Source organism: Streptomyces longispororuber (assembly GCF_024448165.1).
GTDB lineage: Bacteria > Actinomycetota > Actinomycetes > Streptomycetales > Streptomycetaceae > Streptomyces > Streptomyces longispororuber_A.
Map to the genome: position 1 here is coordinate 1 of NZ_JAMOLN010000155.1, position 25,778 is coordinate 25,778.

At 70.4% G+C, this 25,778-nt stretch carries 30 protein-coding genes; 6 read left to right on the top strand and 24 right to left on the bottom strand.

Annotated elements, in window-relative coordinates; translation table 11 throughout:
* A partial coding sequence (locus M4J07_RS33635; RefSeq protein WP_255978144.1) for a phosphotransferase family protein occupies window positions 1-2,188 on the bottom strand: 2,188 nt, incomplete at its 3' end.
* A 165-nt stretch (window positions 2,189-2,353) separates the two neighbouring features.
* Window positions 2,354-3,253, bottom strand: coding sequence for a winged helix-turn-helix domain-containing protein (locus tag M4J07_RS33640; protein ID WP_255978146.1), 900 nt, complete (start codon window positions 3,251-3,253; stop codon window positions 2,354-2,356).
* Window positions 3,254-3,442: 189 nt separating this feature from the next.
* On the opposite strand from M4J07_RS33640, the gene M4J07_RS33645 reads away from it, so the two are divergent.
* Window positions 3,443-3,640, top strand: a complete 198-nt coding sequence (locus tag M4J07_RS33645) for a hypothetical protein (RefSeq protein WP_255978148.1) — start codon at window positions 3,443-3,445, stop codon at window positions 3,638-3,640.
* Here the strand turns inward: M4J07_RS33645 and M4J07_RS33650 are convergent.
* The 4 genes from M4J07_RS33650 to M4J07_RS33665 form a co-directional block, all read right to left on the bottom strand.
* A complete protein-coding gene (locus tag M4J07_RS33650) occupies window positions 3,631-4,518 on the bottom strand; it encodes a GntR family transcriptional regulator (protein WP_255978150.1) in 888 nt (295 codons plus the stop codon). The two genes, M4J07_RS33645 and M4J07_RS33650, sit on opposite strands and share 10 nt — an antisense overlap.
* Before the next feature lie 98 nt (window positions 4,519-4,616).
* Window positions 4,617-5,318: an HAD family hydrolase gene (locus M4J07_RS33655; RefSeq protein WP_255978152.1), complete on the bottom strand. Its 702-nt coding sequence runs from the start codon at window positions 5,316-5,318 to the stop codon at window positions 4,617-4,619.
* Window positions 5,319-5,385: 67 nt separating this feature from the next.
* Window positions 5,386-6,222 (bottom strand): HAD family hydrolase, encoded by an 837-nt coding sequence (locus M4J07_RS33660; RefSeq protein WP_255978154.1) that lies wholly within the window; start codon window positions 6,220-6,222, stop codon window positions 5,386-5,388.
* On the bottom strand, window positions 6,171-7,079 hold the full coding sequence (locus M4J07_RS33665; RefSeq protein WP_255978156.1) for a winged helix-turn-helix domain-containing protein: 909 nt from the start codon (window positions 7,077-7,079) through the stop codon (window positions 6,171-6,173). Before M4J07_RS33665 ends, M4J07_RS33660 begins: the two co-directional genes overlap by 52 nt.
* 199 nt (window positions 7,080-7,278) lie before the next feature.
* On the opposite strand from M4J07_RS33665, the gene M4J07_RS33670 reads away from it, so the two are divergent.
* Entirely contained in the window at window positions 7,279-7,470 is a 192-nt protein-coding gene (locus M4J07_RS33670) for a hypothetical protein (protein ID WP_255978158.1), read from the top strand.
* A 30-nt stretch (window positions 7,471-7,500) separates the two neighbouring features.
* Here the strand turns inward: M4J07_RS33670 and M4J07_RS33675 are convergent, their stop codons facing one another.
* The gene (locus M4J07_RS33675; protein ID WP_255978160.1) at window positions 7,501-8,430 is read right to left on the bottom strand and encodes a winged helix-turn-helix domain-containing protein; all 930 of its coding nucleotides are present in this window, start codon (window positions 8,428-8,430) and stop codon (window positions 7,501-7,503) included.
* 210 nt (window positions 8,431-8,640) lie between these two features.
* On the opposite strand from M4J07_RS33675, the gene M4J07_RS33680 reads away from it, so the two are divergent.
* Window positions 8,641-8,826, top strand: coding sequence for a hypothetical protein (locus M4J07_RS33680; protein WP_255978162.1), 186 nt, complete (start codon window positions 8,641-8,643; stop codon window positions 8,824-8,826).
* Between the two features lie 59 nt (window positions 8,827-8,885).
* Here the strand turns inward: M4J07_RS33680 and M4J07_RS33685 are convergent, their stop codons facing one another.
* Both M4J07_RS33685 and M4J07_RS33690 read right to left on the bottom strand, forming a co-directional pair.
* Window positions 8,886-10,151: a GNAT family N-acetyltransferase gene (locus M4J07_RS33685; RefSeq protein WP_255978164.1), complete on the bottom strand. Its 1,266-nt coding sequence runs from the start codon at window positions 10,149-10,151 to the stop codon at window positions 8,886-8,888.
* A gap of 242 nt (window positions 10,152-10,393) precedes the next feature.
* Window positions 10,394-11,008, bottom strand: a complete 615-nt coding sequence (locus M4J07_RS33690) for an RsiG family protein (RefSeq protein WP_374215131.1) — start codon at window positions 11,006-11,008, stop codon at window positions 10,394-10,396.
* 179 nt (window positions 11,009-11,187) lie between these two features.
* Here M4J07_RS33690 and dtd point away from each other — a divergent pair, with 179 nt between their 5' ends.
* Window positions 11,188-11,613 (top strand): D-aminoacyl-tRNA deacylase, encoded by a 426-nt coding sequence (gene dtd / locus M4J07_RS33695; RefSeq protein ID WP_255978166.1) that lies wholly within the window; start codon window positions 11,188-11,190, stop codon window positions 11,611-11,613.
* Window positions 11,614-11,615: 2 nt separating this feature from the next.
* Here dtd and ygfZ read toward each other — a convergent pair whose 3' ends face one another.
* The 14 genes from ygfZ to M4J07_RS33760 all read right to left on the bottom strand — a co-directional run bounded on the left by ygfZ (window position 11,616) and on the right by M4J07_RS33760 (window position 21,585).
* Window positions 11,616-12,596, bottom strand: coding sequence for a CAF17-like 4Fe-4S cluster assembly/insertion protein YgfZ (ygfZ, locus tag M4J07_RS33700; protein WP_255978168.1), 981 nt, complete (start codon window positions 12,594-12,596; stop codon window positions 11,616-11,618).
* A gap of 34 nt (window positions 12,597-12,630) precedes the next feature.
* Window positions 12,631-13,092 (bottom strand): Fur family transcriptional regulator, encoded by a 462-nt coding sequence (locus tag M4J07_RS33705; RefSeq protein ID WP_255978170.1) that lies wholly within the window; start codon window positions 13,090-13,092, stop codon window positions 12,631-12,633.
* 32 nt (window positions 13,093-13,124) lie between these two features.
* The gene (locus M4J07_RS33710) at window positions 13,125-13,697 is read right to left on the bottom strand and encodes an FABP family protein (RefSeq protein ID WP_255978172.1); all 573 of its coding nucleotides are present in this window, start codon (window positions 13,695-13,697) and stop codon (window positions 13,125-13,127) included.
* A gap of 226 nt (window positions 13,698-13,923) precedes the next feature.
* Complete coding sequence (locus M4J07_RS33715; protein ID WP_255978174.1) at window positions 13,924-14,796, bottom strand: hypothetical protein; 873 nt, start codon at window positions 14,794-14,796, stop codon at window positions 13,924-13,926.
* Window positions 14,793-15,572 (bottom strand): hypothetical protein, encoded by a 780-nt coding sequence (locus M4J07_RS33720; RefSeq protein ID WP_255978176.1) that lies wholly within the window; start codon window positions 15,570-15,572, stop codon window positions 14,793-14,795. The genes M4J07_RS33715 and M4J07_RS33720 overlap by 4 nt, the downstream gene beginning before the upstream one ends.
* Complete coding sequence (locus tag M4J07_RS33725; protein WP_255978178.1) at window positions 15,569-16,324, bottom strand: hypothetical protein; 756 nt, start codon at window positions 16,322-16,324, stop codon at window positions 15,569-15,571. The genes M4J07_RS33720 and M4J07_RS33725 overlap by 4 nt, the downstream gene beginning before the upstream one ends.
* 165 nt (window positions 16,325-16,489) lie before the next feature.
* Window positions 16,490-16,750, bottom strand: coding sequence for a DUF3099 domain-containing protein (locus M4J07_RS33730; protein WP_255978180.1), 261 nt, complete (start codon window positions 16,748-16,750; stop codon window positions 16,490-16,492).
* Window positions 16,751-16,849: 99 nt separating this feature from the next.
* Window positions 16,850-17,137 (bottom strand): DUF1416 domain-containing protein, encoded by a 288-nt coding sequence (locus M4J07_RS33735; RefSeq protein ID WP_127832476.1) that lies wholly within the window; start codon window positions 17,135-17,137, stop codon window positions 16,850-16,852.
* A 42-nt stretch (window positions 17,138-17,179) separates the two neighbouring features.
* Window positions 17,180-18,025, bottom strand: a complete 846-nt coding sequence (locus M4J07_RS33740) for a sulfurtransferase (protein ID WP_255978183.1) — start codon at window positions 18,023-18,025, stop codon at window positions 17,180-17,182.
* A gap of 128 nt (window positions 18,026-18,153) precedes the next feature.
* Entirely contained in the window at window positions 18,154-18,234 is an 81-nt protein-coding gene (locus M4J07_RS48570; protein ID WP_350310325.1) for a putative leader peptide, read from the bottom strand.
* Between the two features lie 193 nt (window positions 18,235-18,427).
* Window positions 18,428-19,156, bottom strand: a complete 729-nt coding sequence (locus M4J07_RS33745; protein ID WP_255978184.1) for an LmeA family phospholipid-binding protein — start codon at window positions 19,154-19,156, stop codon at window positions 18,428-18,430.
* Between the two features lie 112 nt (window positions 19,157-19,268).
* Complete coding sequence (locus M4J07_RS33750; RefSeq protein ID WP_255978185.1) at window positions 19,269-20,468, bottom strand: hypothetical protein; 1,200 nt, start codon at window positions 20,466-20,468, stop codon at window positions 19,269-19,271.
* A gap of 7 nt (window positions 20,469-20,475) precedes the next feature.
* Window positions 20,476-20,730, bottom strand: coding sequence for a MoaD/ThiS family protein (locus M4J07_RS33755; RefSeq protein WP_255978186.1), 255 nt, complete (start codon window positions 20,728-20,730; stop codon window positions 20,476-20,478).
* Between the two features lie 30 nt (window positions 20,731-20,760).
* Entirely contained in the window at window positions 20,761-21,585 is an 825-nt protein-coding gene (locus M4J07_RS33760; RefSeq protein ID WP_255978187.1) for an alpha/beta hydrolase, read from the bottom strand.
* Between the two features lie 233 nt (window positions 21,586-21,818).
* On the opposite strand from M4J07_RS33760, the gene M4J07_RS33765 reads away from it, so the two are divergent.
* Together M4J07_RS33765 and M4J07_RS33770 are read left to right on the top strand one after the other, a co-directional pair.
* Window positions 21,819-22,616: a response regulator transcription factor gene (locus tag M4J07_RS33765; protein WP_255978188.1), complete on the top strand. Its 798-nt coding sequence runs from the start codon at window positions 21,819-21,821 to the stop codon at window positions 22,614-22,616.
* Window positions 22,617-22,668: 52 nt separating this feature from the next.
* A complete protein-coding gene (locus M4J07_RS33770; protein WP_255978189.1) occupies window positions 22,669-23,691 on the top strand; it encodes a LacI family DNA-binding transcriptional regulator in 1,023 nt (340 codons plus the stop codon).
* Between the two features lie 30 nt (window positions 23,692-23,721).
* On the opposite strand, the gene M4J07_RS33775 is transcribed toward M4J07_RS33770, so the two are convergent.
* The gene (locus tag M4J07_RS33775) at window positions 23,722-25,482 is read right to left on the bottom strand and encodes a trypsin-like serine protease (RefSeq protein WP_255978190.1); all 1,761 of its coding nucleotides are present in this window, start codon (window positions 25,480-25,482) and stop codon (window positions 23,722-23,724) included.
* Window positions 25,483-25,778 lie beyond the last annotated feature (296 nt).

The window sequence follows — 25,778 nt, forward strand, 5'->3', positions numbered from 1 at the left end:
CCAGAGCCAGGACGAGGTAGGGGTTGGCCGCCGTGGACGAGCCCGGGGACAGGTCGAGCCAGTCCAGGGCCTTGCGGAGCGTCGTCGAGTACGAGCCCACGGCACGCCGGACGTTGGGGGCGTCGAGCCCGCATCCGGTGACCATGCGGTCCAGGTCCACATAGGCCGAGCGGACGAGTTCGAGCCCCTGATAGACGGGGACGTCCCGCTCCCAGTCGGGAGTGCAGTCTTCCGGCATCGTCCGCGCCCAGCGGGCCGTCATCCGCTCCCTGACCTCCCTGGTCGTGGGCGTCAGATGGATGTGCCGCACCAGGTCGTGCAGCGGATCGCCCACCATGGCCATCTCCCAGTCGATGAGCGTGAGGCCGAAGCCCCGCTCCTGGCGCACCATGTTCCACGGATTCAGGTCACCATGGAGCAGGACGGCGCGTCGGTCCGCCACCTCGTGCTTGGCGAGTCTGCGGGCGAGCTCCACCTCGTCGGGAAGTCCGAGCCTTGCCGCGAGAGCCTTCGACGCGGGGGAGAACTTCTCGACCATGCCGGCGAGCCGGCCGCACAGCCACTCATAGAACCGGAGGCCGTCCATAGGTTGCGCGAGCGGCCGGACATCGACCCGGGTCAACTCGGCCAGTTGGTCCACGAGACTGTTCACCTCGCCGGGCAGCAGCCCGTGCACGGGGTGACGCGGACGACGGCGGTCGTCGGACGGGCCCTCGTACGAGTGGATGGTGAACTGGTCCTCGAAGTCGCTGATTCCGAGTGCCAGGACGCGAGGCGCACACACCATTGCCGGGGAGTCCTCGATGGCGCGCAGCACCTTGTGCTCCTTGAGGAACCGGGGCTCCAATGGAGTGGCCGTGCCGACCTTCCTGCGCACCATGACGGGCTCCCGGCCCGCGATCCTGATCACCGTCGCCAGATGAGCCGCACCCTTGAACACCTGCCGCGCAGCCGCTGCGCCCTCCGCCCGCAGCGCGGCCTCGACGGCGGACCCGGGAAAGGTGTCGCGCAGCGGGACCTTGGAGTCGCACAGCCACCGGACGGCCGCACCGGACTCCTTGCCGCGCAAACGTGCACCTCGCACGACCTTCCACCGGTGGACGAGCCACTCGATCGCCTCCGGGTCCAGCACGTCACGCAGTCCGAGCGGGCTCTGGGCGGTTTTCAGGGCACGGTGGATCTCCTGCGCCGCCGCCGCCAGTTCACCGCGGCCGAAGGAGGTGCCCAGGCCGCTGACTGCCCGGATCACGTCCGGGTACACCGACTGGGCGTGTTCGAAGTCGACGTAGTGCCGCAGGTCGTCGTCCAGGCCCACGACGGCCTCGGGCCGGAGGCCACCCATCCTGATCCGCCACCGCTCGATCACCTCGGCCCACTGAGACTGCGGATACGCCATCCGCACCAGATGGACGGCCAGGTCGTACAGCGGATCGCCGTACGTCGCGAGTTCCCAGTCGACGCAGAACAGCGGGGAATCGCCCTTATCGGTCATTATGGCGTTATCCCGGTGCAGATCCCCATGGAGCAGACTGAACGGACGGGAACTCAGGTCGGGCACCCAGAGGCATCTCGACGTCAGAGCGTCCTCCGGCACGCCCAAGGCGACGAAGAGCCCACCGAAGTCAGTCCAATTGGGCTTACGAATCTGCTCGTCGGCCTGGATCAGCAGGGTCCGCAGGAAACCACGGCTGTCGCCCTCGCGCGGCCAGTAGGGCGGCCGGGGCGGTAGCTTCACCTCGGGCACCCGGGCCATGTCCGCGAGCAGTCCCGCGAAGGCGTCGAGCAGTGGAGGGTCGACCGGCTTGCCATTGGGGCAGGTGTCGGAGAGCGGCCCGCCCTCCATGTAGCTGTGGAAGGCGAGTTCGCCGCGCCGTGCCAGGCACTGCGGCACCGGCCCCAGCGTTCCGTCGATGGCGTCCAGGACCGCCCGTTCGTCCGCCCAGGACCTGATCACCACCCTCGGCGTCCCGGCCTTCCGGCTCCTGACGACGACCCGGGAACCCGGCGGCCTGCCGAGCACCGCGGCCTCCTCGTCGGTGAGCCGCACCACGAGGTTCGTGTTGTGGTGCCCGCTCCGCACCTCGCCGTGATGCCGCGCACGCACAGCGACGGCGTCCCACAGATCTCCGGTCTCCTCTTCGGCGACCTCGTCCGATCTCTGGGCGCTCGGGGCGATGACAGCGCCCACAGGCCGCTCCTGGATACTCATGCATCGGGCCGTAACAGGCCCACACAGTAGTACCGGACCGGAAGGCCCACGACCGGAGCACGAGTGTGCCCTGTATCGGTGATGTAAAGAAACCCGCTCGGAGTCCCCTGTTCGACTCTCGACCGATTTCGACTCTCGACCGATTCAGCGCGCCAGGTGATTCCACACCGAGTCGAACCACTCCTGCCAGGTGTCCACGAAGACCGAGCCACGGGAGCGCGGGTTGGCGTCCTTGACGTAGTGCATGAGCTTGGAGTCCATGGGGACCACGTCCAGGGCACGGATCGTTTCGGTGTCGGACAGCACGATGGGCCGCTCGGTGATCGTGTACGGCCCGTGCACCGCTTGTGTTCCGTTGATCAAGTAGAGCTTGAGCACCGGCGGGATCTTCACATAGCGCATCTCGATGTGCGCCGACTCCAGCAGCCCCTCGGCCTGCAATTGCAGCAGGCTCTGCCGAATGGAATCACTGTTCTGGCGCTCGATGTCGTGCAGTCGCTCCTTCAGCAGGACGGTCAGCTCGTCGTCCGGCCGGTCTTTCTGCGGCTCGCCCGGATCCGCCAGTGCCCGCGGATACGGCGAATCGAGTGACTGCTCCGGCAGGAGCATGCGGAGGACGACCCTGCGCGGCGTCACCTCCCCTTCCCTGATCCGGTTGACCTGGGCCTTCACCTGGGTGTTCAGGGACTCCGATGTGAGCGTGTAGACGTCCAGCACGATCTCCGGCGCGTCGAATGCCTCGTCGAAGAAGTCACGGAGCGTGACCTGGCCTTCCTTTGCGTCCTTGGCGGTGTACGACTGGACCTGCATCACCTTGACGACCCGCGTGCCGCTCCCCTGGCGCGGCTCGATCCAGCCCTCCTTCTTCAACACCTCCAGGGCCTTCTGGACCGTGTCCCGCGCGACCTTGAACTCTGTCGCGAGCTCACGCTGGGGCGGGAGGAAGGAGCCGAGTGGATACGCCCCGCCGGCAATGCGGGCGCGCAGATCCTCTGCGACACGGAAGACCTCCCTGCCGCCTCCTGCCTCCTGGCTCTTCACCACGCTTGGAACGTACCTCTGTCAGTCCAACCGCACACCGGAACCGGACAAGTTCCCGTCATTTTGCGCGTGTTGCTTAACGATCTGTCCCGACGGGGAAGACCAATTCAAGTCCAGCAGCCCAATTGGGCTGACTGGCAGACCAGTTGTCGGACGAACGAGCCGACGACGATTCCCCAAGGGGTGGGGCCCATGAACGCAAGCGCACTGCTGCCACCGCTCACGGCCCTGCTGGGCTTCGGGCTCGAACAGTTCGTCCAGTCCGAGTACGGCTTCCTCGGCCTGCTGCTCCTGGCCGGGTTCACGCTCCTGTGGTCGGCCGAACGCAAGTCGTCGCACGGAGCGGTCATCGGCGTCGTACTGACGCTGCTCGTCCTGGCTCAGGCCTGACCCCGGGCCACGTGGTCCCAGAGCCCGTCGAACATCATCTGCTCCGCCTTCACGAAGGCGGCCTCCTCCGGGCCGCCGTCCTTGTCGAAGACGAACATGGACGTGTCGAAACCCTCCACGTCGCACAGCGCCACCGGGCTCGCGCCCGCGTAGTCGTCGACCTCGCGCAGGAACCGGCCCGGGACGTAGTGCCCGATGAGCACCTCTTCCCGGTTCAGCAGGTACGCCTTCCGGCTCGGCGTGCCGACGGTGTAGCGGAACTCGATGCTCGCGTCGATGCCGCTGCGCCGCAGCCCCGCCAGGTTGTTGCGCAGGACGGTGCGCTGGGCGTCCCGCTGGTTCAGGTAGCGCTGCTTGACCGCCTTGTCGAGAGCCTCGTCGTGACCCCAGCCCTTCTCGGGCGAGGGATAGTCGAGGTCCTGGTCCAGGCTCGGCAGCAGCACCCGCATCGACACGGACTCCGGCTCGCACGCGCCCTCGTACACCCGCCGCAGCGGCTCCCCCAGAGCCGTCATCAGCGTCTCGGCCGTCAGACAGGCCACGTCCACCCGTACGTGCGGGTGCTCGAAGGCGGCCACCAGGCGCGGGCCCAGGATGCTCCGTGCCTTCCGTGACCCCGCCGGGGGCGTCGCGCGGGCCGGCTGGGGGGCCACGGTCGGCGGACTGCCCTTGCTCACGTTCGTGAGCAGTCCGTCGCTCTGCAGTCGCTGCAGGGCGTGCCGGACCGTGCCGCGCTCGACGCCGAACTCGTCGGCCAGCGCGGCCTGGGTGGGCAGTCGGTCGCCCGGATTCAGCACACCTGACGTGATCCGGCCCCGTAGTTCTTCGGCGATCTCGTCCGAGGTGACTCTGGGGGTGGAGCCGCTCTTTTCGTCCACCGGACTACTCCCGTCCCGCCGTGCCAAGTCCCGTCAACTCTACGTCAGTTGGCAGCCAACTCCACCCCGCATATCTACAGGATCCGGATGCCCCCAGGTCAGCGCCGCTCCCGGAGGACCGACAGGACCGGCTCCAGGGAGGAGACCACGTACGGGGCACCCGCCTCCTTCAACGCCTCGTCCTTGCGCATATTGCGCGCGTATCCCAGGAAAGGAACCCCCACGGCCCGCGCCGCCGCCAGGTCCGTAGGGGCGTCACCGATCATCAAGGCGTCGGCCGGGGCGGCCTCCATCGCGTCCAGGGCGCATTTGAGCAGGTACGGGTCCGGCTTGATGCGGTCCAGGGCCTCGGCGGTGCGCCCGTAGACATGTGGCTCGAAACAGTCGTCGAGGCCGCGTCCACGCAGGTAACACCGGGCGGCCTCAGCCGAGTTGTTGGTCGTGACGGCCAGGCGTGCGCCCACCGCGTGCCAGGTCCGGATGAGCGCGTCCGCATAGGGAGTCGGCCAGGCGCTCGCGGCCGCGCGCACCTCTTGGTGCGTGAGATGCCGCTCCAGGCCCCGCACCAGGTCGTCGGTTCCCGGCTGAGCAGCGACGTGCATCAACATCAGGTGCGGGTCGTCGGACCCGGTCCCCTCCCACCCTCGCGCCGCCAGCCAATGCTGCTGTTGTCGGGCGATCGCATCGGCCGGCCAACCAGCGAACAGTCGGCAGATCGGCCCGTCGAAGTCAAAGAGCACATAGCGCGCGCCACGAACCACTTCCGCCAAGTCCCGGTGCGTTCGGGTCTCTTCAGCCATCCGTCCAGTCTGCCCGGGCACGTGCCCGCTTCCGCGGACCCCGCGCCCGGAGAACCGGGTGCGCGGGTCACGCCGTGGCGCGCAGGATGTCGAGGACCGGCTTCCAGGAGGTGATCACCTGCTCCGCCCCCGCGTCGCGAAGCGCCCGCAGCGCCCTCTTGCTGTACGCGAAGCCGAGGAACCGGACACCCGCCGCCCGGGCGGCCTCGAAGTCCGTCACGGTGTCGCCGACCATCAGCGTCCGCTGTGGTGCCGCGCCGATGGCAGTGATGGCGCGGTTGAGGCAGTGCGGATGGGGCTTGAGCAGCCCGAGGTCCGCGGTGCGGCCGTAGATGTGGGGTTCGAAGTAGCGGGAGAGGCGTCGTTCGTCCACGTAGCGCCGGGCCGCCTCGGGCGAATTGTTGGTGGCGATGGCCAAGCGGGCGCCACGGGCCGCCCACGTGGGGATCACCACATCCACGTACGGCGTCGGCCACGCCGTGGGGACGGCACGCAACTCCTGGGCGGCGTGACGTTTCTCCATGGCGATGACGAGATCGCTCTCCGGCCGCTCGTGGGCCACCCGGGCGAGACGGGCCAGCGGGTCCGGTGGGTCCGGGTAGCTCGGGGAGTCGCCCCGCTCCCGCTCCTCGGCCTTCAGCACCTCCCCGAGGCCCTGATCCTTCAGCCACTGCTCCTGCTCCAGCGCGATGACCTCCGCCGATCGCCCTGCGAACAGTCGGCAGATCGGCCCGTCGAAGTCGAGGAGCACGCACCCCGAGCCCCTGACCAACTCGGCCAACTCAGTCAATTCCCTGTCCGATTCGGTCTCTTCAGCCACCGGAACAGTCTGCTGCGTCGCATCTGAAGTCACTAGGAGAGTGTCAGGTCGGACGTGATGGTTTCCCAGAGCGCGTCGAACCATTTCTGCGACTCCTCCACGAACGCCCTGTCCCGGTGACCCGCCCGGCGTTCGAAGGAGAAGAGGAGGGCCTGGGTGCCGGTCGCCGCGTACATCTCCAGCTTCGTGCCGCTGTCGATCTCCTCCTCGCGGCGCGTGACCATGTAGTACGAGAGGAGCGCCTCGACCTCGTTGAGGAGGTACAGCTTGACGGGGGGCGTGAACGGCAGGGCGCGGAAGGTGACCTGGACGTCGATGCCGTGGGAGGAGCGCAGCGAGCGGAGGTTGTGGCGCAGGACCTGGCCCTGGGCGTTGCGGGTGGCGAGCCAGCGCTGGTGGACGGCCTGGTCCTCGGCTCGGTCGGCGCCCTCGGAGACCGGTACCGGGAAGGCCAGGTCGATGTCGCGGCTGGGCAGCAGGATGCGGACGTCGATGGATTCGGGGCGCATCCGGCCCTCGTGGATCAGGCGCAGCGGCTCGCCGAGGGCCAGCATCAGTGTCTCCGAGGTCATGCAGACCGCGTCGATGCGCACCTGGGGCGCCTGGAACGCCTCGACCAGACGGGGGGCCAGGGCGACCATCGTGGGCTGCGGCTCGTCGCGGCCGGGTGCCGACGAGGCGATCCGGGGCGGGGCGCCCTTGCTGCGGTTGCTCAACAGGCCGTCGGACTGCAGGAGTTGGAGGGCCTGGCGGACGGTGCCGCGCTCGACGCCGAACTCCTCGGCGAGCGCCGCCTGCGTGGGAAGTTGCTCACCGGCCTTGAGCTCGCCCGACCTGATCCGCCGGCGCAGGTCGTCGGCGATCTCCTGAGGGCCGAGCCGTCGGCTGCCGTTGAGTGCCGCGTCCGCCATGTCTGCCACGCTCTCCTGGGTCACAACCAAACGCTACAACTTCCCATTATTTGGCGGGAGTTGTTGGAACCTTGTTTATTTCTCACGACCAAGTGGGGACAACCATTGTGTAGTTGGTCGCCAACTTGGCGCAAGCTGGCCGAGGGTGGTGGTCCAGCGGACCAACCTGCTCCAGCCGGGACCGGAGCAATGGCCGAAGCCGAAGAGAGCCGATGAAGGAGGAACCGTCATGCCCGTCCTGAGCCTCCTCTCCGCGGTGTTCGTGATCACCTTCGAGCAGCTTGTCCAGTGGCACTACGGGCCGGCCGGCATCGCCGGACTGCTCCTGCTGACCATCGGCGTCAAGGCCAGGAGCGCGACCTGCAGCTCCATCGGCGGCGTGCTGCTCGCCATCATGGTGGCAGGACCCGCACTCCACTAGCGCACCGGTGCCGCACCGCGTCGACAGCCTCTAGGAACTCAGGGTCAGGTCCGAACTGATCGTGTTCCAGAGGCTGTTGAACCACAGGTGCGACTGCTCCACGAAGGTCGTGTCGCGCAGCCCCGTGCCCTGCTCGAACGCGAAGAGCAGCTGCCGCAGCCCCTGCGCGTCGTACACGTCCACCCGCTCGTGGTCGATCTGCTCACCCCGCCTGCTCAGCGTGTAGTAGGCGAACAGCGCCTCGTTGGCGTTGAGGAGGTAGAGCTTGACCGGCGGGGTGAACGGCAGTGCGCGGAAGGACACCTGGACGTCGATGCCGTGCGTGGCGCGCAGGGCCAGCAGGTTGTGCCGCAGCACCTGCCCCTGCGCGTTGCGCTGCGCGAGCCAGTTGCGCTGCAGATGACCGCCGACCGCCGCTTCCGCCTCGGCCTCGAGATCGGAGGCCGGCGCGGGGAAGGCGAGGTCGATGTCCCGGCTCGGCAGCAGGACCCGGACTCGTACGGTGGCCGGTTTCAATCGGCCCGCGTGGATCTGGCGCAACGGTTCACCCATCGCGAGCGTCAGCGACACCGCCGTCAGACACAGGGCGTCGATCTCCACGTCCTGCTGGGCGAAGGCTGCCGCGATGCGTGGGGCGAGCGCGACCATCGTCGGCTGCGGGGGCGCGCCGGGCCCGATCGGCCCGGCCCCCGGATCCTCCGCGACGGTGGCGGGGCTGCCCTTCGAGACGTTGGCCAGCAGGTGCTCGGACTGGAGAATCCGCAGCGCTTGACGCACCGCTGAGCGCTCCACGCCGAACTCGTCCGCCAACTGAGCCTGGGTGGGCATCCGTTGGCCAGGACTCAACAGCCCGGACCGGATCCGGGCGCGCAGCTCGTCGGCCACGTCGCGGTACGTCCACTGCGTCCGCTGCGGCCGGGTCCGTCCATTGACGGAGGCATGTTCCGGGCTCACAACCAAACACTACAACTTCCCGCCATCTTCGGGGAGTTGAAAAGAAGGTGGTTATGAGTCGCGCTTCAGCGGAGATAAGTACCAGTGAGTTGGTGACCAACTTGGACGACATGGTCGGACAACCTCGGGGGTTGGCGTCGACCACACGGGTTGGTCTACGTCACCGCGATGCCGGAAGAGTTGGTCACCACTCGGACCCGAAGGAGGTAAGTCCCCATGCCGGTCTTCGCCATCCTCATCGCCGCTCTCGCCATCGGATTCGAGCAGCTCATCCAGTGGAAGTACGGGCCGATGGGCATCATCGCCTTCATCGTGCTCTCCATCGGACTCAAAGCGAAGAACACCATGATCAGTGGCATCGGGGCCGTCGTCCTCGTCATGCTGCTGGCCCAGAGCGGCTGACCGGGCTCCCTTCCGGAGGGGAGCCGGGAGCCCGGTCGGTCCTGCACCTCGCAGGCGCGTCAGAACACGTCGGGGCACCACGGTCGCCGCGGCGTACGCAACAGGGCGTCGGCAACGACGGCGGCGCCCGCCTCTTCCTCCACCAGCCGGCCCAGGGCGGCGAGCCGCACCGCGGACTCGTCACCCAGCCAGAGCGCCCCCAACTCACCGATGTCGAGAGTGAGTTGGGGAGCCGCGGCGCTCGGCGCGCAGACCGCGCCGTCGGGCGCCGCCGCCAGCCGGAACCGCCCGCCGGCGAGCCCGGCCCGGTCGTGCACCTCCAGGACGAGCTCCCCGCTCGTCGCGTACGAGCGGGCCTCCAGGGCCCGTACGACGTCCAGGATCCGCACCCACAGGAAGTCGGCCTGCGTCACGACGCGGGCGGCCCGCGGGTCGGGCAGCAGGTGCGGCAGCAGGTCGTCCGGGGCGCGGTCGCCGGACCGGACGGTGGCGACCCAGTCGATCGCGCACAGGTAGTGCCACAGGGCCCGCTCGGCGGCCGGGGTGGCACCGAGCAGCTTCAGGACGCTCGCCGTGTTGCCCGGCTGCTTGCCATCGCCCCACTTGTCGTCGCAGGTGTACGCGACCAGGCCCGCCACCTCGCCCCGCGCGTCGCGGTACACGGCGTGGAACGGCTCGCTCCAGGTGTCCTCGGGGGTCGACCACTGGCCGGTGTTGTACTGCCACCAGTACGCGTCCCGCGACACGGCTCCCGCGACCGTGGTGCGCAGCCGGTCGTGCAGTTCGGGGCCGATCTTGCGGACCTCGTCGGGGTCGGCCAGATCGATCCGGCCGCCGTCGTCCGGCCCCGACCAGCGCGGGTCGACGCCGGCCCGCGGCACGTCGATCTCCCAGCGCGTGGTGGTGGTCGCGGGGCCGAACCCGTACCGCCCGTAGATGTTGTACTCGGCGGCGATCAGCGTGGCGGCGACGTCGCCGCGCTCTTTCGCCTCGGCCAGGTCGGCGGCCATCATCCGGGTGAGCAGGCCGCGGCGGCGGTGCGTGGGGCTGACCGTGACGTTCGTGATGGCGTCCGTGGGGACGGTGGCGCCGCCGGGCAGGCTCAGGTCCTGGGCGAACGAGCGGAAGGTGGCGACCTGGCGGCTGCCGCCGCCGTCTCCGGACGGGGCGAAGGCTGCGCGGGTGCGGGTGAGGTCGAAGTGGGCGCGGCTTTTTGCCAGCCGCTCCGGCGAGACGCTGGGGGTGAGCAGGAACCCGGTGTTCAGGGCCCGCAGCCAGCCGCTCAGCTCGCCGTCGTCGTCGGTGATGGGGCGTACGTCACTCATCCCCTCACGCTAGGCGCGGCCGGCACGGGTGTCGCCTGGATTCCCGTCTGCCGCCCGGTGGGGGCTGGTCGCGCAGTTCCCCGCGCCCCTGAGAAGCACGGCTGCGCGCCGTGGTCGCGACCGTTCGTTCGCCGGGTGCGGGTGCGTCGTGGTTGCTCGCGCAGTTCCCCGCGTCCCTGACGGGGCGCGGGGAACTGCGCGAGAAGCACCGCCGGCCGGCAGTCGGCGGCGGACGGGCGGAGTTACGGCGTGCCGCCCAGCAGGTCCGCGACCTGCGCCTCACCGTCCCGGTAGCGGCGCGCAATCTCCGCGCTGCAGTCGTCCGCCACCCGCTGCAACTGCTGACGCCGCCGCGAGACCTGCTGCTCGTACCGGACGAGACGCCCCATCGCCGCGTGCAACTCCTCGTCCGTACGGGCCGCCAGATCGGAGAGTTCGACCTCGGCCAGCATCTCGGCGGCCAGCCCCCGGAACTCCTCGCTGTGCGGCGTACCGAGCGTGACGTGCCGCGCCGACGACCGGTTCCGCGTCGGCTGGTCCCGCAGGATCTCCGAGAGCCGGTCCACGACCGGCGACTCCGGGTCACGGCGCCCGCCCAGCTCCGCCCGCAGAATGTCGATCCGGCCCTGCAACAGCCGCCGTACGTAACTGAGATCGGCCTCGTCCTGCTGCGAGTCCCTGCGCAGCGTGCGCAGTTCGGGCAGGCGCAGGGCCGTCAGGTCGGGCGCGGGAGCCGGCGGCAGCTCGGGGCTGTCGGTGCGCTGGACCGGCGGCCGGGCCAGCGGCGCGACGCGGCCCGTATGTGTCAGCGACACGGGCTCGTCGGGCGGCAGCCCCGTACTCGCTGTGTGGCTCATGGCATGGGCATCCATGGTCTGCTTCCCGTCCCCTCGACCGGACCGACCCGGCGTACCGAAGGCACACCGTGTGTGAGCATGGTGCCACCCCTGGTGGCCGCTTAGTGCGCGAGTGCCCCATATCGGCCCCGGATGGGGGGTTCGGGAGCACGCTCTGGGCGGCACGGCATGATGTCCGTATGCGTGCAGTGGTGCAGAGGGTGGACGGCGCGAGCGTCGTCGTCGCGGACGAGACGGTCGGCGAGATCAAGGGCGAGGGGCTGTGCGTCCTCGTCGGGGTGACGCACGAGGACACCAGGGAGAAGGCGGCCCAACTGGCCCGCAAACTCTGGTCGATCCGGATGCTGACCGACGAGAAGTCGTGCAGCGACATCGACGCGCCGCTGCTCGTGATCAGCCAGTTCACCCTGTACGGCGACGCCCGCAAGGGCCGCCGCCCCACCTGGAACGCGGCCGCGCCCGGCGAGGTCGCCGAGCCGCTGGTCGACGAGGTCGTGGCCCAGCTGCGGGCGCTCGGCGCGACCGTGGCGACGGGCCGGTTCGGGGCACAGATGCGGGTGTCCCTGACGAACGACGGCCCGTTCACGGTGCTGCTGGAGATGTGAGCTCAGGGCTCGACGACCACTTCCTGCGCCGCCGCCGTCGTCTCGGCGATCAGCTCCGCGTCGAGCGGCACGTTCCGCTTCACCAGTGCGAGCGCGATCGGGCCGAGCTCGTGGTGGCGCACGGACGTCGTGACGAAACCGATCTTGCGGCCCTCGGGCCCGTCCGCGGCGAGCCGGATCTCGGCGCCGTGCGGCGGCAGGTGCACCTCGCTGCCGTCGAGGTGGAGGAAGACGAGGCGGCGCGGCGGCTTGCCCAGGTTCTGCACGCGGGCGACGGTCTCCTGCCCGCGGTAGCAGCCCTTCTGGAGGTGCACGGCCGAGCCGATCCAGCCCAGCTCGTGCGGGATGGTGCGGTGGTCGGTCTCCAGGCCGAGCCGCGGCCGGTGCTGCTCGACGCGCAGCGCCTCGTAGGCGAGCAGGCCGACCGCGGGGCCGTGCTCCTTCGCGTACGCCTCCAGGTCGCCGCGCGGCAGGAACAGATCGCGGCCGTACGGCGTCTCGCGCACCGCGGCGCCGTCCGGGACGGGCGCGATGGATCCCGCGGGCAGGTGCACGACGGCGAAGTCCGCGGTCCGGTCGGCGGCTTCGACGCGGTAGAAGAACTTCATCGACTCCAGGTACGCCAGGAGCGTCTCCTGGGTGCCGGGCTCGACGTGCGCCCAGGTCGTCGTGCCGTCGTCGACGAGGTACAGGGCGTGCTCGATGTGGCCGTTCGCGGAGAGGACCAGCGCCTCGGTCGCCTGCCCCGGCGGCAGATCGCTGACGTGCTGGGTGAGCAGCAGGTGCAGCCAGCTCAGCCGGTCGTCGCCGGTGACGGTGATGACGCCGCGGTGCGAGAGGTCGACCACGCCCGTCCCGTCGGCGAGGGAGCGCTGCTCGCGGAACAGGTCGCCGTAGTGGGCGGCGACGCCTTCGTCCACGCCCTCGCCGGGGACGGCGCCGGGCAGGGTCAGCAGGGGGCTGCTCGGTGAATGTCGCTGCATGTTCACACACACTACGACGAGCGGGCGGACCCGCTTATTCCTGCGTCTGCTCCTGCGTCTGCTCCTGGGCCCGCTCCTTCTCCGCCGTGCAGTCCGCACAACGGCCGAAGATCGCGAAGTGCTTCAGATCGGTGTCGAAGCCGAACTCGGCGCGCAGCTTGTCGGTGAACTCGCGGGCCACGTCGACATCGGCCTCGATGACGCTCGTGCAGTCCCGGCACACCAGGTGGATGTGGTGGTGCCGGTCGGCGAGGTGGTACGTGGGGGCGCCGTGGCCGAGGTGCGCGTGGCTGACGAGCCCGAGCTCCTCCAGGAGCTCTAGGGTCCGGTAGACCGTGGAAATATTGACCCCCGACGCCGTCCTGCGCACTTCGCACAGGATGTCGTCGGGGGTCGCGTGCTCCAGGGTGTCCACGGCTTCCAGGACAAGCTGGCGCTGCGGCGTCAGCCGGTAGCCGCGCTGCCTCAGGTCGCTCTTCCAGTCGGTGCTCACCACACCCACGAGTCTAGGCCCAGTCGGCGTGGTGCCTACTTGAAGAAGGCGATGCCGTCGTCGGGCAGCTCCGGGAGGTTGCGCGCCATCTCGGCGACCTCCTCCGGGGAGACGACCTTCTTGAGCTGGGCCGACATGTAGGGGCGCAGCGGGACCTCGGGGGTCTGCTTCTCGCCGACCCACATGAGGTCGCTCTTCACGTAGCCGTAGAGCCGCTTGCCACCGCTGTACGGGCCGGAGGCCGCCGTGCGGGCCACCGCGTCCGTCGCCAGGTCGATCTGCGGCTTCTTGTCGGCCAGCTCGCCGTACCAGACCTCGACGACGCCGTCGTCGCGGACCATGACGACCTCGACCTTGCGGTCCTTGCCGACGCGCCAGTAGCCGGACTCGGACTCGAGCGGCTTGACCTTGTTGCCGTCCTGGTCGAGGACCCAGGTGTGCGAGTGGTACTCCAGGAAGTCCCGCCCGTCGTGGGTGAAGGAGACCTCCTGACCGAAGTTGGCCTTCTCGGCGCCCGGGAAGTCGGTGACGCCGGCGCCCGCCCAGTTGCCGAGGAGGAAGGCGAGGGGAACGAGGTCGGGGTGCAGGTCCGACGGGATCTGGATCATGGGGTGCTCAATCAGGTGGAGGTCAGCGCTGGCCCTGGTACAGCTTCTTCACGGTCAGACCGGCGAAGGCGAGAACGCCGACGCAGACCAGGACAAGGAGGGCTTCGAAGAAGACGGTCACGGCAGATGCTCCTCGGTGAGCGGCACGAGCGGAACTATGCGGATACAGAGCCGGGCCCCACTCTAGTCGGGTGGGGCCCGGCGCTCTCGGCGAGGTCGCTCCCGATCAGCCGAGGAGCTGGTTCTGCAGGACGACCGTCTGCTGGAACGGGATCTTCGGCGTGGTCCCCCGGCCGGACTGGACGACGAGGGCGAGCACGTCACCGGCCTGGACGTAGCCCTGTCGCAGCTGTTCCGCGCCGTACGGCTTCTGCTCGTCGTAGACGTGCAGGGAGGTGAACCGGACCTTGCTCCCCTTGGCCGACCACCCGTAGCTCTCCTCCACGTTCGCCGCGCCCACCAGCGTGGCGCCGTTGTCCGTGACGGCGTTCAGGTGCTCGCGGGCGAACGCGGCGGTGTTGAAGCGCAGCAGGTAGACCCGGGTGTGCGTGCCGTCGGGCATGGTCCAGCCGCGGGCGGCGATCTGGCGCAGGCCGCCCTCCTTCAGGGACGAGCGCAGATCGCCGCGGGAGTCCTTGGCGTACGCGTCCAGATAGGTGGCGGTGGGCAGCCAGCCGTCGTCGCCCGCGAGCTTCTTGTCCGCCGTGGCGCCCTTCGGCGCCGGCAGGACGAGTTGCCGCAGGTCGGCGAAGTGCTCCTCGCGGGTGTTCTCCTCGGCGAACGGGTCCGGGGCGCCGGAGGGCAGCGGCGGCTTCTCGATCGTCGGGTACTCCCACCGCCCGTCGCCCTCGGTGGCGAGGCCCGGCAGGTCGCCGCGCTTCTGCTCGGTGACGCCGTACGCGACGCCGGCACCGACCACGCCGAACACGACGACGGCCGCGGTCCAGCGCAGCACGGCCCGCAGCACCCGGCGGTCCTTCCGTACGGGCGCGGCCAGGGGCGCGGGCAGGGGCGGCTGCCCGGGCGGGGCGTACGGGTACGGCGGCGGTGCCTGCGGCGGCAGCGGGGCGGGCTGCGTCTCGGGCTGCTGCTGGGTCATACCGCTTCTCCCCTCGACGAGATGTGGTCGAGCTGCCGGGCCAGCAGTGCGGCGACGGCCTTGCTGTCGATCGACTTGGGGCCGGTGGCCGTGACGGACACCAGCAGGTCGTCCTCGTACGCGCTGCACATCAGCAGGTCGAGCTTCGTGTCGCTGTCGCGGGGCGCGAGGAAGCAGTCCGCGTTGCGGTGTCCCTTGATCCGCGGGCCCTTGGTGAAGACGCCGAGCGAGCGCAGGAACTCCGTCCTGAACGCCTTGAGGTCGCGGCCCGCCTGCCGGTTCTGCATCTGGGAGAGCTGGATCTCGACGACGAGGTCGGTGTCCTCCGCGGAGTAGCTGCGCATCGCCAGGCCCTTGAGCTTGAGCTTGTCGATGGAGCGGCGCTGGGCGTCGCGCTGGCGGGCCGGGAGGTCGTCGGCGCTCTTCTTGAGCCGCGCCACGGCCTCCTTGCCGCCGATGGCCTTGTCGTTGCCGAACTCGTCGATGTCGGGGCCCGGGACGTAGCGGTCGGGCATCGGCAGCAGCCGCGAGCGGAGATCGGACGGGCGCGAGCCGTCGCCGGCGTGCTGCTTCGCCGTCTTCGGCGCGCCCCACACGGAGGTGGTGACCGTGCGGTCGGCGTCGTCCACCTTCATGACGGTGACGGCTGCGGCGCCCGCGACGGCGAGCACGACCGCGCCGGCCACGACGACGGCGGGCCACCGCCGGGGCCGGCGCGGCGCCACGGGTTCCGTGACGTCCGGGGCCAGGGGCGGGGGCGGGAACTGGTCGCTCACAGGCGCTCCAACTGCCGCTCGGCGAGATCCATCGCGGTCTTCTTCGGGATCGGCTTGGTGTCGTAGAGCCATACGTCCATGACGATGTCGCCGCGCGCGGCGAGCGCCCTGGCCTGGTACATCGGCAGGTAGCCGGCCTTGGTGCGCGGCTTCTCGAAGACGTAGACGCGGCCGTCGGCGCTGCCCGGGATCGGCTCGCCCAAGGTGCCCGCCCAGGCATTCTGGGGCATGTAGCCCTGCTGGCCGCTGAGGAAGTCGCGGGAGCCGAGGCCCTCGGCGTCCCGGAACTGGATGAGGTGGACCTCGGTCGCGGACTGCCCCTTCTCCCAGGCGGACAGCGCGGCCCGCCGGAACCGGGATGCGGAGAGGTCGGCGAACATCTCGTCCGGCTCTTCGTAGTAGTTCGCGTAGCCGTACTGGTCGAGCCAGCCCTGCGCGGAGTCCGCCTTCTGCGTGCCCGCGGGGCGCTGGACGAGCAGTTTGCGCAGGTCGCCGTCGGTGCGGACGCGGTGGTCGCGGGTGGCGGAGAGCGGCTCGGGGGCCTTGCCGCTCTTGGCCCGTGCCACGCTCTGCTGCGCCAGCGGCGGCAGCGCATCCGGCTCCCGACCCGCCTGTACGACGTATCCGGTGCAGACGCCCGCGACGGCGCCGAGTACGGCGGCGCAGGCGATCAGCAGGGTGGTGCGGCCGCGGCGGCGGGGCCGGCCGGGTCTCTCAGGAGGTGGCTCTGGTGCGGTGAGTGCTTGCTGCACGTGATCCAACGGGTCCCCCCACGGAACTCGAAGCGCGGATTCCGTATCCGCGCGCACAGGAGACCCACAACAACCTCTGTAGGTTGCAAGGAAGTTGGTCACGATGGGGACTCGGCGGACGCAGATCGCCGCAGATCGGCGGAGATCAGCGCAGACCCGAGCGGATCAGCGGGGGCGCTTCTTCCCGTCCAGTTCGTCCCACCACTCGTCGGACGTGCTGTCCCCCGACGGGTCGTCCCACCAGCGGTCGTCGGGGCCGCGCCGGTTCGCGACGATGGCGGCGACCGGCGGGATGACCATGGCGACGACGCACATGGCCACGGCGGCGGGGACGGACCAGAGGCGTACGACGCCCCACGCCAGGACGAAGAGGGCGATGCAGACGCCCATCATGGCGAAGTACAGATGCTTTCGCCGCGCGTACATACCTCCAGCGTAAGCCGAAGGACCGCACCCCGTACCAGTGGCGTCCAACCCCCGGGGGTGCGGCCCTTCAGCCGTTCTGTGCGCGTCGCGGCGCCGCCGTCACACGGCGATCGCGACCTCCGCGAGCCCGCCCGTCTGGGCGACGACCGTGCGGTCCGCCGTGCCGCCCGGGACCAGGGCGCGCAGCGTCCACGTGCCCTCGGCCGCGTAGAAGCGGAACTGGCCCGTGGCCGAGGTGGGGACCTCGGCGGTGAACTCGCCGGTCGAGTCCAGGAGACGGACGTAGCCCGTCACCGGCTCGCCGTCACGCGTGACCTGACCCTGGATGGTGGTCTCGCCGGGCTTGATCGTCGAGGCGTCGGGGCCGCCGGCCTTCGCTCCACACATGCTGAAACTCCTAGAGGAACCTAGAGGAAAACGGGCGGTTGCTTACTTGTTGGCGCCGAGTTCGATCGGCACGCCGACCAGCGAGCCGTACTCGGTCCACGAGCCGTCGTAGTTCTTGACGTTCTCGACGCCGAGCAGCTCGTGCAGCACGAACCAGGTGAGCGCCGAGCGCTCACCGATGCGGCAGTAGGCGATGGAGTCCTTGGCCAGGTCGACCTGCTCGTCGGCGTACAGCGCCTTGAGGTCGTCGTCCGACTTGAAGGTGCCGTCGTCGTTGGCGTTCTTCGACCACGGGATGTTGCGCGCGGACGGGACGTGGCCCGGACGCTGCGACTGCTCCTGCGGGAGGTGGGCCGGGGCGAGCAGCTTGCCGGAGAACTCGTCGGGCGAGCGCACGTCGACCAGGTTCTGGTTGCCGATCGCGTTCACGACGTCGTCGCGGAAGGCGCGGATCGAGGTGTCCTGCGGCTTGGCCTTGTACTGGGTGGCCGGGCGGTTCGGGACCTTGTCGCCGTCGACCAGGTCGCGGGAGTCGAGCTCCCACTTCTTGCGGCCGCCGTCGAGGAGCTTCACGTCCTGGTGGCCGTAGAGCTTGAAGTACCAGTACGCGTAGGAGGCGAACCAGTTGTTGTTGCCGCCGTAGAGGACGACGGTGGTGTCGTTGGCGATGCCCTTCTTCGACAGCAGCTCCTCGAAGCCGGCCTGGTCGATGAAGTCACGGCGGACCGGGTCCTGGAGGTCCTGGGTCCAGTCGATGCGGATCGCGTTCTTGATGTGGTTCTTGTCGTACGCGGACGTGTCCTCGTCGACCTCGACGATCGCCACGCTGTCGTTGTCGAGGTTGGCCTCGACCCAGTCGGCGTCTACCAGGACGTCGCTGCGGCTCATGCTGTGTTCCTCCGGGGCAGTTGCGGGGGCATGCGGAACGGGAGTGTGCGGGGATGCACGGGTGGCCCCGAGTCGAGCTCAAGGGGTCCTGGGGAAGCGGGGGTCGGCCGTCGCGGCCACGGCCCCGCTCAGAAGGTGCGACAGAGCATGGCGGCGACGCGGCACAGGTCTACTGCCCGCCGCTTCGTGAGATCCGCCTGTCGCTTCATGGGTCCGATCGTAAGGACGCACCCGCGACCGTGTCACCGGCGTGTCGAATCCTGAGACAGGATCGTCCGCATCCTGAGAACGATCACCCGCCAGAAGGACCCCGGGAGGGCCCCGGAGCCCTTGCGGCGCCGCCTTCTCCTGCTGTGCGGACGAGCCCGTCTCGAAGTACGGACGGACGCCGCTGCGGAGTGTCTACCCGACGAGGTCGAGGTCCGAACCCGTCACCGAGATCTCTACGCCGTCCTTGACGGCCTCCACCTTGTCCAGCTCGATCCCGGCGGGCAGGTCGTCGATCGCCTGCTGGAAGTCGGTGACGGCGCGGATCCGGCCCTCGGCCAGGTCGAACGCGCCCACCTTCGGGAGGCTGTCGGCGCGCGCCGAGACCTTGCCGTCGGTGACCTTGACGGCGCTGAGCACGGTCGGGCGCAGGGTGCCGAGCGGCGTCTTGAAGTCGATCGTGACCTTGATCCGGTCGCCGCCGCCGTACGCGAGCCCGCTGATCTTCGCCGTCACCCCGGGCGCGACCGGGGCCGGGTCCTGCTTGCGCACGGCCTTGAGGAGCTCGTCGTAGGAGATCCGGGCCGTGCCCGTGGCCGACTCGGCGGTGGCGGAGCTGAAGCTGCTGTTGAACTTCACGCCGTGCATCTCGGCGGTCAGGTCGGCGATGCGGATGCTGTCGCCGCCGCTCTTCGCCTCGTAGTCCTTGATGCCGATCTCGACGTCGTCGAGGGTGCCGCCGGCCACCTGGGTCAGGAACGGGAAGCCCTTGATGGACACGTCGGGCGCACTGGCCAGGCCCTCGCTGGTGCGCACCTTGTCGGCGGCCTTGTCCTCGGCGAGGTTGACCGCGATCCGGTCGGCGATCACGAAGAGGCCGCCGAGGATGACGACGACGATCAGCAGTATTCGCAGTGCGCGCATTGCCTTGAGGCTCCCCCACGTCCGGTGTCCTGACCGCGAGGCTACGTGGCCGCGGGCACGGGATGCGGGGATCCGCTCAGTTGTTCCCAAGTTGTCGATCAGGGACGGGACATCAGGTCAGCGCGCGGCCCAGGACGTAGACGGCCGGGGCCGCCGCGGCCAGCGGCAGGGCCACGCCCGCCGTCATGTGGACGAAGCGGGACGGGTAGTCGTACGACGCCGCCCGGTGGCCGATCAGCGCGCACACCGCGGCGCCGAGACCGAGCAGCGCGCCGTCCGTGCCCAGGTCGGTGAGGCCGCCGACCGCGATCCCCGCACCGGCACCCGCCAGCAGGGCCACGACGACGGAGGCGATCGTCGGCAGCGGCAGCGCGCGGGCCACGATCGCGACGGCCACGGCGACCGCCCCGACCGCCACCGCGTCCGGCTCGGCCGCGAGGTGACCGGCGGCGACGATGGCGAGGGCCGCCGAGGTGACGGTCGCCATCAGGCCGTACATCCGCTCGTCCGGCTCCGCGTGCGAGCGGAGCTGGAGGACCAGCGTGAGCAGCACCCAGACGCCGAGCGTGCCGAGGATCGCCGCGGGCCCGTGCTCCCGGCCGGCCGCGAGCAGCGCGACGTCCGCCACCACGCCGCCCAGGAACGCGAGCGCGATGCCCTGCCGGGCGGGCCACATGCCGTTGAGCCGGAACCAGCCCGCGGCCGTGACCGCCTGGAGGATCAGCAGCGGGACGAGCAGTGCGTACGAGCCGACGGCCGCGCCGCCCGCGAGCAGCAGGCCGAGGACCGCCGTGAGCGCCGCCGGCTGGATGCCCGGCTCGATGATCGGGGACCGGCCCTCGGCGCGGGCCCGCTGGGCGTCGGTGACCCGGGTGTTGCCGGTGGTGGTGGCCGGGCCGTAGCCGGGCTCGGCACCTGCGGCGGGGGCCGGGGCGGGTACGGGAGCGGGCTCGGGGGCCGGGGTCCTGGCCGGCTCGGCCGGTCCGTCGTAGGACCAGGCCGCCTGCTGCTGCGCGGCGCCGTGGTCGTAGCCCTGCTGGGGCAGCGGAGCGGGCTGCACCTGGGTGTCCCAGGTCTGGCCCTGCCACTGCTGCGTCGGCTCGGCCTCGTACGGGGGCTGGGGCTGCGCGTACTGCTGCTGCCCCTGCTGCTGCCCGTACGACTGCTGCTGTCCGTACGACTGCTGCTGTCCGTACTGCTGCTGCGCGTACTGCTGCTGCTCTCCGTACGACTGCTGCGGCCCCTGCTGCTGGTCGCCGTACAGGGGCTGCCCGTACTGGTCGTACTGCGGGTACTGCTGGTTGTTGCTCATCGGGGGGTCACCCTCCTGCGAACGGCGGGAGCACCTCGACCGTGCCGCCCTCGGCAAGCCGTACGGTCTCATGACCGCGCGTCCCGACGGGGTCGCCGTCGATCAGGAACGAGGAACGCTGCAGGACACGGACCAGGTCCCCGGGGTGTCGCGCGCGGACTCCGTCCAGGGCCGCGGCCAGGGTGTCGGCGTCGTACGGTTCCTCCGCGACGCCGGCGGCCGCCTTGGCCGCCGCCCAGTAGCGGATCGTGCCGTGAGCCATGCTCCCGACTCCTCTCAGTGGTGCGGCGTCCTATTGTGCGGCAACCGCCGCCGAGCCCCACTCCCCGATCCGGTCGAGCAGCTCGTCGCTCGCCGCGTGTTCCGCGTGCCCCATCCCGGGCTCCAGCCACAGCTCGGCCCCGCCGTCCGCCGCCGCGGCCAGCATCCGCGGGTGGTCGACGGGGAAGTACGGGTCGCGGTCGCCGTGCACCACGAGCAGCGGGGTCGGCGCGATCAGCGGGACCGACTCGACCGGTGAGAGCGGGACCGGGTCCCAGTCGTGCGGATGGATACGGGTCCGCAGCCCGATCCGGCCCACCATCCGGCCCGACCGGCGCGTCACGACCCAGTGGAGCCGCCGCATCGGGGCCGTCCCCCGGTAGAACCACCGCGCGGGCGCGCTGACCGCGACGACGGCGTCGGTGCGCGCTTCCGTGCGCCCCCTGTGCGACGCCGCGTGCCGCAGCACCACGGAACCACCCATCGAAAACCCGACCGTCACCACGCGCGCGTGCCCGAGCGAGCGCGCCCACTCGACGGCCGCCGCGAGATCCAGCACCTCCCGGTCGCCGACGGTCGACCGTCCGCCGGACCGTCCGTGCCCCCGGAAGGAGAACGTGACCACGGCGCCACGCTGGGCGAACGCCCGCGCGGCGCGCCGTACGTGGGGCCGCTCCAGATCGCCGGTGAAACCGTGCGCGAGCACGAACACCGGGCCGTCCGGAGGCCCGTCACCGGGCTCGTGGAAGGCGTCGACGGCGACTCCGTCCTGCGTACGCAGGACCACGCGCCGTGGTCGTTCAGTGATCGGCTGCACAGAAGATCCGCTCTCGTCACCTGCCGGACCCCAACTCATGTGGGCTATTCTGCTGGGCAGAGGACTCGGGCAATGCAGCCCCCGGGTCCTTTTGTGCTTTCAGGATCGTTGTATACGAAGGCGCACGGGCCCGGGGCGCGGGCCCGACCACAGCACCACCCAGCAGTACGAAGCAGTGCCGCAAACGTCCTCGCAGGGACCGAGGAGGAACCAGACGTTATGGGCGAGCGAACCGTGCACGAATGTATGACGACCCGGGCAGGTGGGGACCGATGAGCTCTCTGCTGCTCCTCACCAACGCCCTCCAGCCGTCGACGGAGGTGCTCCCCGCTCTCGGCCTGCTGCTGCACAACGTGCGAGTGGCACCCGCGGAGGGCCCCGCCCTCGTCGACACTCCGGGCGCCGATGTCATCCTCATCGACGGCCGCCGCGACCTCCCGCAGGTCCGCAGCCTCTGTCAGCTGCTCCGCTCCACCGGACCCGGCTGTCCGCTGGTGCTCGTCGTGACCGAGGGCGGCCTCGCCGCCGTCACCGCCGACTGGGGCATCGACGACGTCCTCCTCGACACCGCGGGTCCGGCCGAGGTCGAGGCGCGCCTGCGCCTCGCGATGGGCCGCCAGCAGATCGTCGCCGACGACTCCCCCATGGAGATCCGCAACGGCGACCTGTCGGTCGACGAGGCGACGTACAGCGCGAAGCTCAAGGGCCGGGTCCTCGACCTGACCTTCAAGGAGTTCGAGCTCCTCAAGTACCTGGCGCAGCACCCGGGCCGGGTCTTCACCCGCGCCCAGCTGCTCCAGGAGGTCTGGGGCTACGACTACTTCGGTGGTACGCGGACCGTGGACGTGCACGTACGGCGGCTGCGGGCCAAGCTCGGCCCCGAGCACGAGTCGCTGATCGGCACCGTGCGCAACGTCGGCTACCGCTTCGTCACACCGGAGAAGCCGGAGAAGGGCGCCGACAAGAACGCCACCAAGGCGGACAAGACGGAGAAGGCCGCCACCCCCAAGCCGGACGAAGCGGACAGCCCGGTCGGGGCGGGCGCCCGGACCGTCACGGCAGAGCCCTAGGAAGGGTCTTCACGCCCTGCCATCAGCAGGTCCATCCGCGTAGACTCCGCGCGTGGCCAAGGTGACTCGGGACGACGTTGCGCGACTGGCGGGTACTTCGACCGCCGTCGTGTCCTACGTGATCAACAACGGACCCCGGCCGGTCGCCCCGGCCACGCGCGAGCGCGTGCTCGCCGCGATCAAGGAGCTGGGGTACCGGCCCGACCGGGTCGCCCAGGCGATGGCGTCGCGGCGCACCGACCTCATAGGCATGATCGTGCCGGACGCGCGCCAGCCGTTCTTCGCGGAGATGGCGCACGCGGTGGAGCAGGCGGCGAACGAGCGCGGAAAGATGGTCCTCGTCGGCAACTCCGACTACGTCGGCGACCGCGAGGTGCACTATCTGCGCGCGTTCCTCGGCATGCGGGTCTCCGGCCTCATCCTCGTCTCGCACGGGTTCAACGACCTGGCGGCCGCCGAGATCGAGGCCTGGGACGCCCGCGTCGTCCTGCTGCACGAGCGCCCCGAGTCCATCGACGACGTCGCCGTCGTCACGGACGACGTCGGCGGCGCCCAGCTCGCCACCCGCCACCTCCTGGAGCACGGCAACGAGTACGTGGCCTGTCTCGGCGGCACCGCCGAGACCCCGTCCGTCGGCGACCCGGTCTCCGACCACGTCGAGGGCTGGCGCCGCGCGATGCACGAGGCGGGCCGCTCCACGGAGGGCCGGCTCTTCGAGGCGCCGTACAACCGCTACGACGCGTACCAGGTGGCGCTCGGCCTGCTGGCCGGACCGGACCGGCCGCCGGCCATCTTCTGCTCCACCGACGACCAGGCCATCGGCGTGCTGCGGGCCGCCCGCGAGCTGCGCATCGACGTGCCGGGCGAGCTGGCCGTGGCCGGGTTCGACGACGTGAAGGAGGCGGGGCTCACCGATCCGCCGCTGACCACCGTCGCCTCGGACCGCTCGGCGATGGCGCGGGCCGCGGTGGACCTGGTCCTCGACGACTCGCTGCGGGTGGCCGGGTCGCGGCGCGAGCGGCTGAAGCTGTTCCCGTCCCGGCTGGTCGTCCGCCAGTCCTGCGGCTGCGCCTGACGATCGGGCACAGCCCCAGGACCGGGTCGCTCAGAACAGCAGGTTGTACTGGTTGAAGCCGGTGCCCAGGCTCTTGCGGGAGCCGAAGAGGTCGCTGGACGCCTTGTTGGTGCCGGGGTAGAGCCAGAGCGTGCCGCCCGAGTCCCGGGCCAGCACGTCGGCGATGCCGTCACCGGTCACGTCGCCGTTCGTCACGTACGAGGTGAAGTTCCAGCCCGTGCGCGCCTGGATGCGCGCCGCGAACGGGGTGTGCTCGACCTGCGTGCCCCGGTAGAGGTACAGGACCCCGGAGCCGTTGCGGACCAGCAGGTCGGCCTTGCCGTCGCCGGTCAGGTCGCCGCGGCCGAAGACCTTGACGCCCTTCCAGGACTTGTCGACGATCTTGACCTTGCCGTAGAACTCGCCGGTGCCCTTGCCCGGGTAGAGGTACGTCGAGCCGTCGGCGTCCACCGCGACCAGGTCGGGGCGCGAGTCGCCGGTCAGGTCACCGGGGATCGCGTACGACCTGTAGCCGCCCCACACCGAGCCGATCTGCATCCACGCGAAGTCGCCCGCGGCGTGGTCGAAGTAGCTGCGGTACAGCTTGCCGTCGGCGGTGTCGCGGATGATCAGGTCCTGGTAGAAGTCGCGGTCCAGGTCGGCCTGGAGGGCCCAGCCGGTGCTCTGCCAGCCGTTGCCCTGGTAGGCGCGCTGGGCGAGCGAGGTGCCCTTGCTGTCCTGCTCGAACAGGCCGCCCGACGGCGTGCGCTCCAGGACGTCCGCGCGGCCGTCGAAGCTGAGGTCCGTGTCGTCGATGCGCGGCTGGGCCGCCCAGACGTACGAGGACACCTTGGTGAAGACCGGGTAGGCGCCCTTCGCGGTGCAGCCGGCCACACCCCAGGAGACGATGCCGACGACCCGGCCACCGACGACCACCGGGCCGCCCGAGTCGCCGTTGCAGGGGCTCGTGGTGCCCTCGTCGGTGCCGCTCGCCGGCGTGCCGGCGCAGAACATCGAGCCCTCGATGAACTCGTCCTTGCCGAGCACCGACTGCATCGCGCTGTTGCAGGTGGCGTCGGAGACCAGCGGCAGGGTCGCCTTGCGCAGGGTCGCCGAGAGGTCGGCGCCGTCGGCGCCCGAGGTCAGGCCCCAGCCGTAGACGGTGGCGGAGGTGCCGGCCTTGTAGGAGGCGGTGTCGTTGCTCTGGACCAGCTTGGTCCACTGCTGTTCCAGCGGGCGGTCGAGCGTCAGGACCGCGATGTCGTGCTGCACGGTCGCGTCGTCGTAGCGCGGGTGGTTCCACTGGCGCCAGACGCCCGCGACGGTGCCGTTCGTGTCGTCGAGCAGGCCGGTGGCACCGGCCACGACGGCGCCGTTCTTCGCCCAGTCGAGACCGGCGACGCAGTGCGCGGCGGTGAGCACCTTGTTCGGGGCGACGAGGGTGCCGCCGCAGAAGTAGCCGCTGCCGGCCGCCTCGTCGTAGTACGAGAGCTGGACCATCCACGGCGCCGACGACACGGTCGTCTCGGTGCCGCCGATGATGAACGGGGTCGCCCTGGGCGCCTTCGTCCCAGGCTTGGCCTGGGACCTGGCCGCCTCGACGACCCGCTCGCGCAGGACGGCGTCGGAGGCGGCGGGGGCCGGGTTCACGGCCTGGGCGGCACTCGCGTCCGGCAGCCCGGGCGGGGTGTCGGAGGCGGCGGCGGGCTCGGCCGCCACCAGGGCGCCGGCGCAGGACAGCGCCAGCGCGAGAGCGGCCGCGGGCAACGCCGTGACGGGGCGTCTCCAGCGGTCGCGCAGGGCAGGTATCACTCAGGACTCCTGATGTCGTGAAGATCGTGTGGTGATGCCCATCGGGCGCGGGGATCGTAGGCCCGCGAAGCCCCGTGCTGCGCCCTGTTCACACCAGCCCGAAGAGTGTTGTCCCAGCCCCCTCCGGAACCTCACCCGGACGCAACCGGCCGTTTCCCGGTGCCGTCTTTATTTCGGGCAAACAGGGTTCTGCCGGGACTCTCAGGGCACGCTCAGGCGGCTCTCATGTACGCGCCACAGGCTGGGTGTCATGACCGAGAGCTTCCGCCGCGACGGCGAGTACCCGCAGGGCCAGC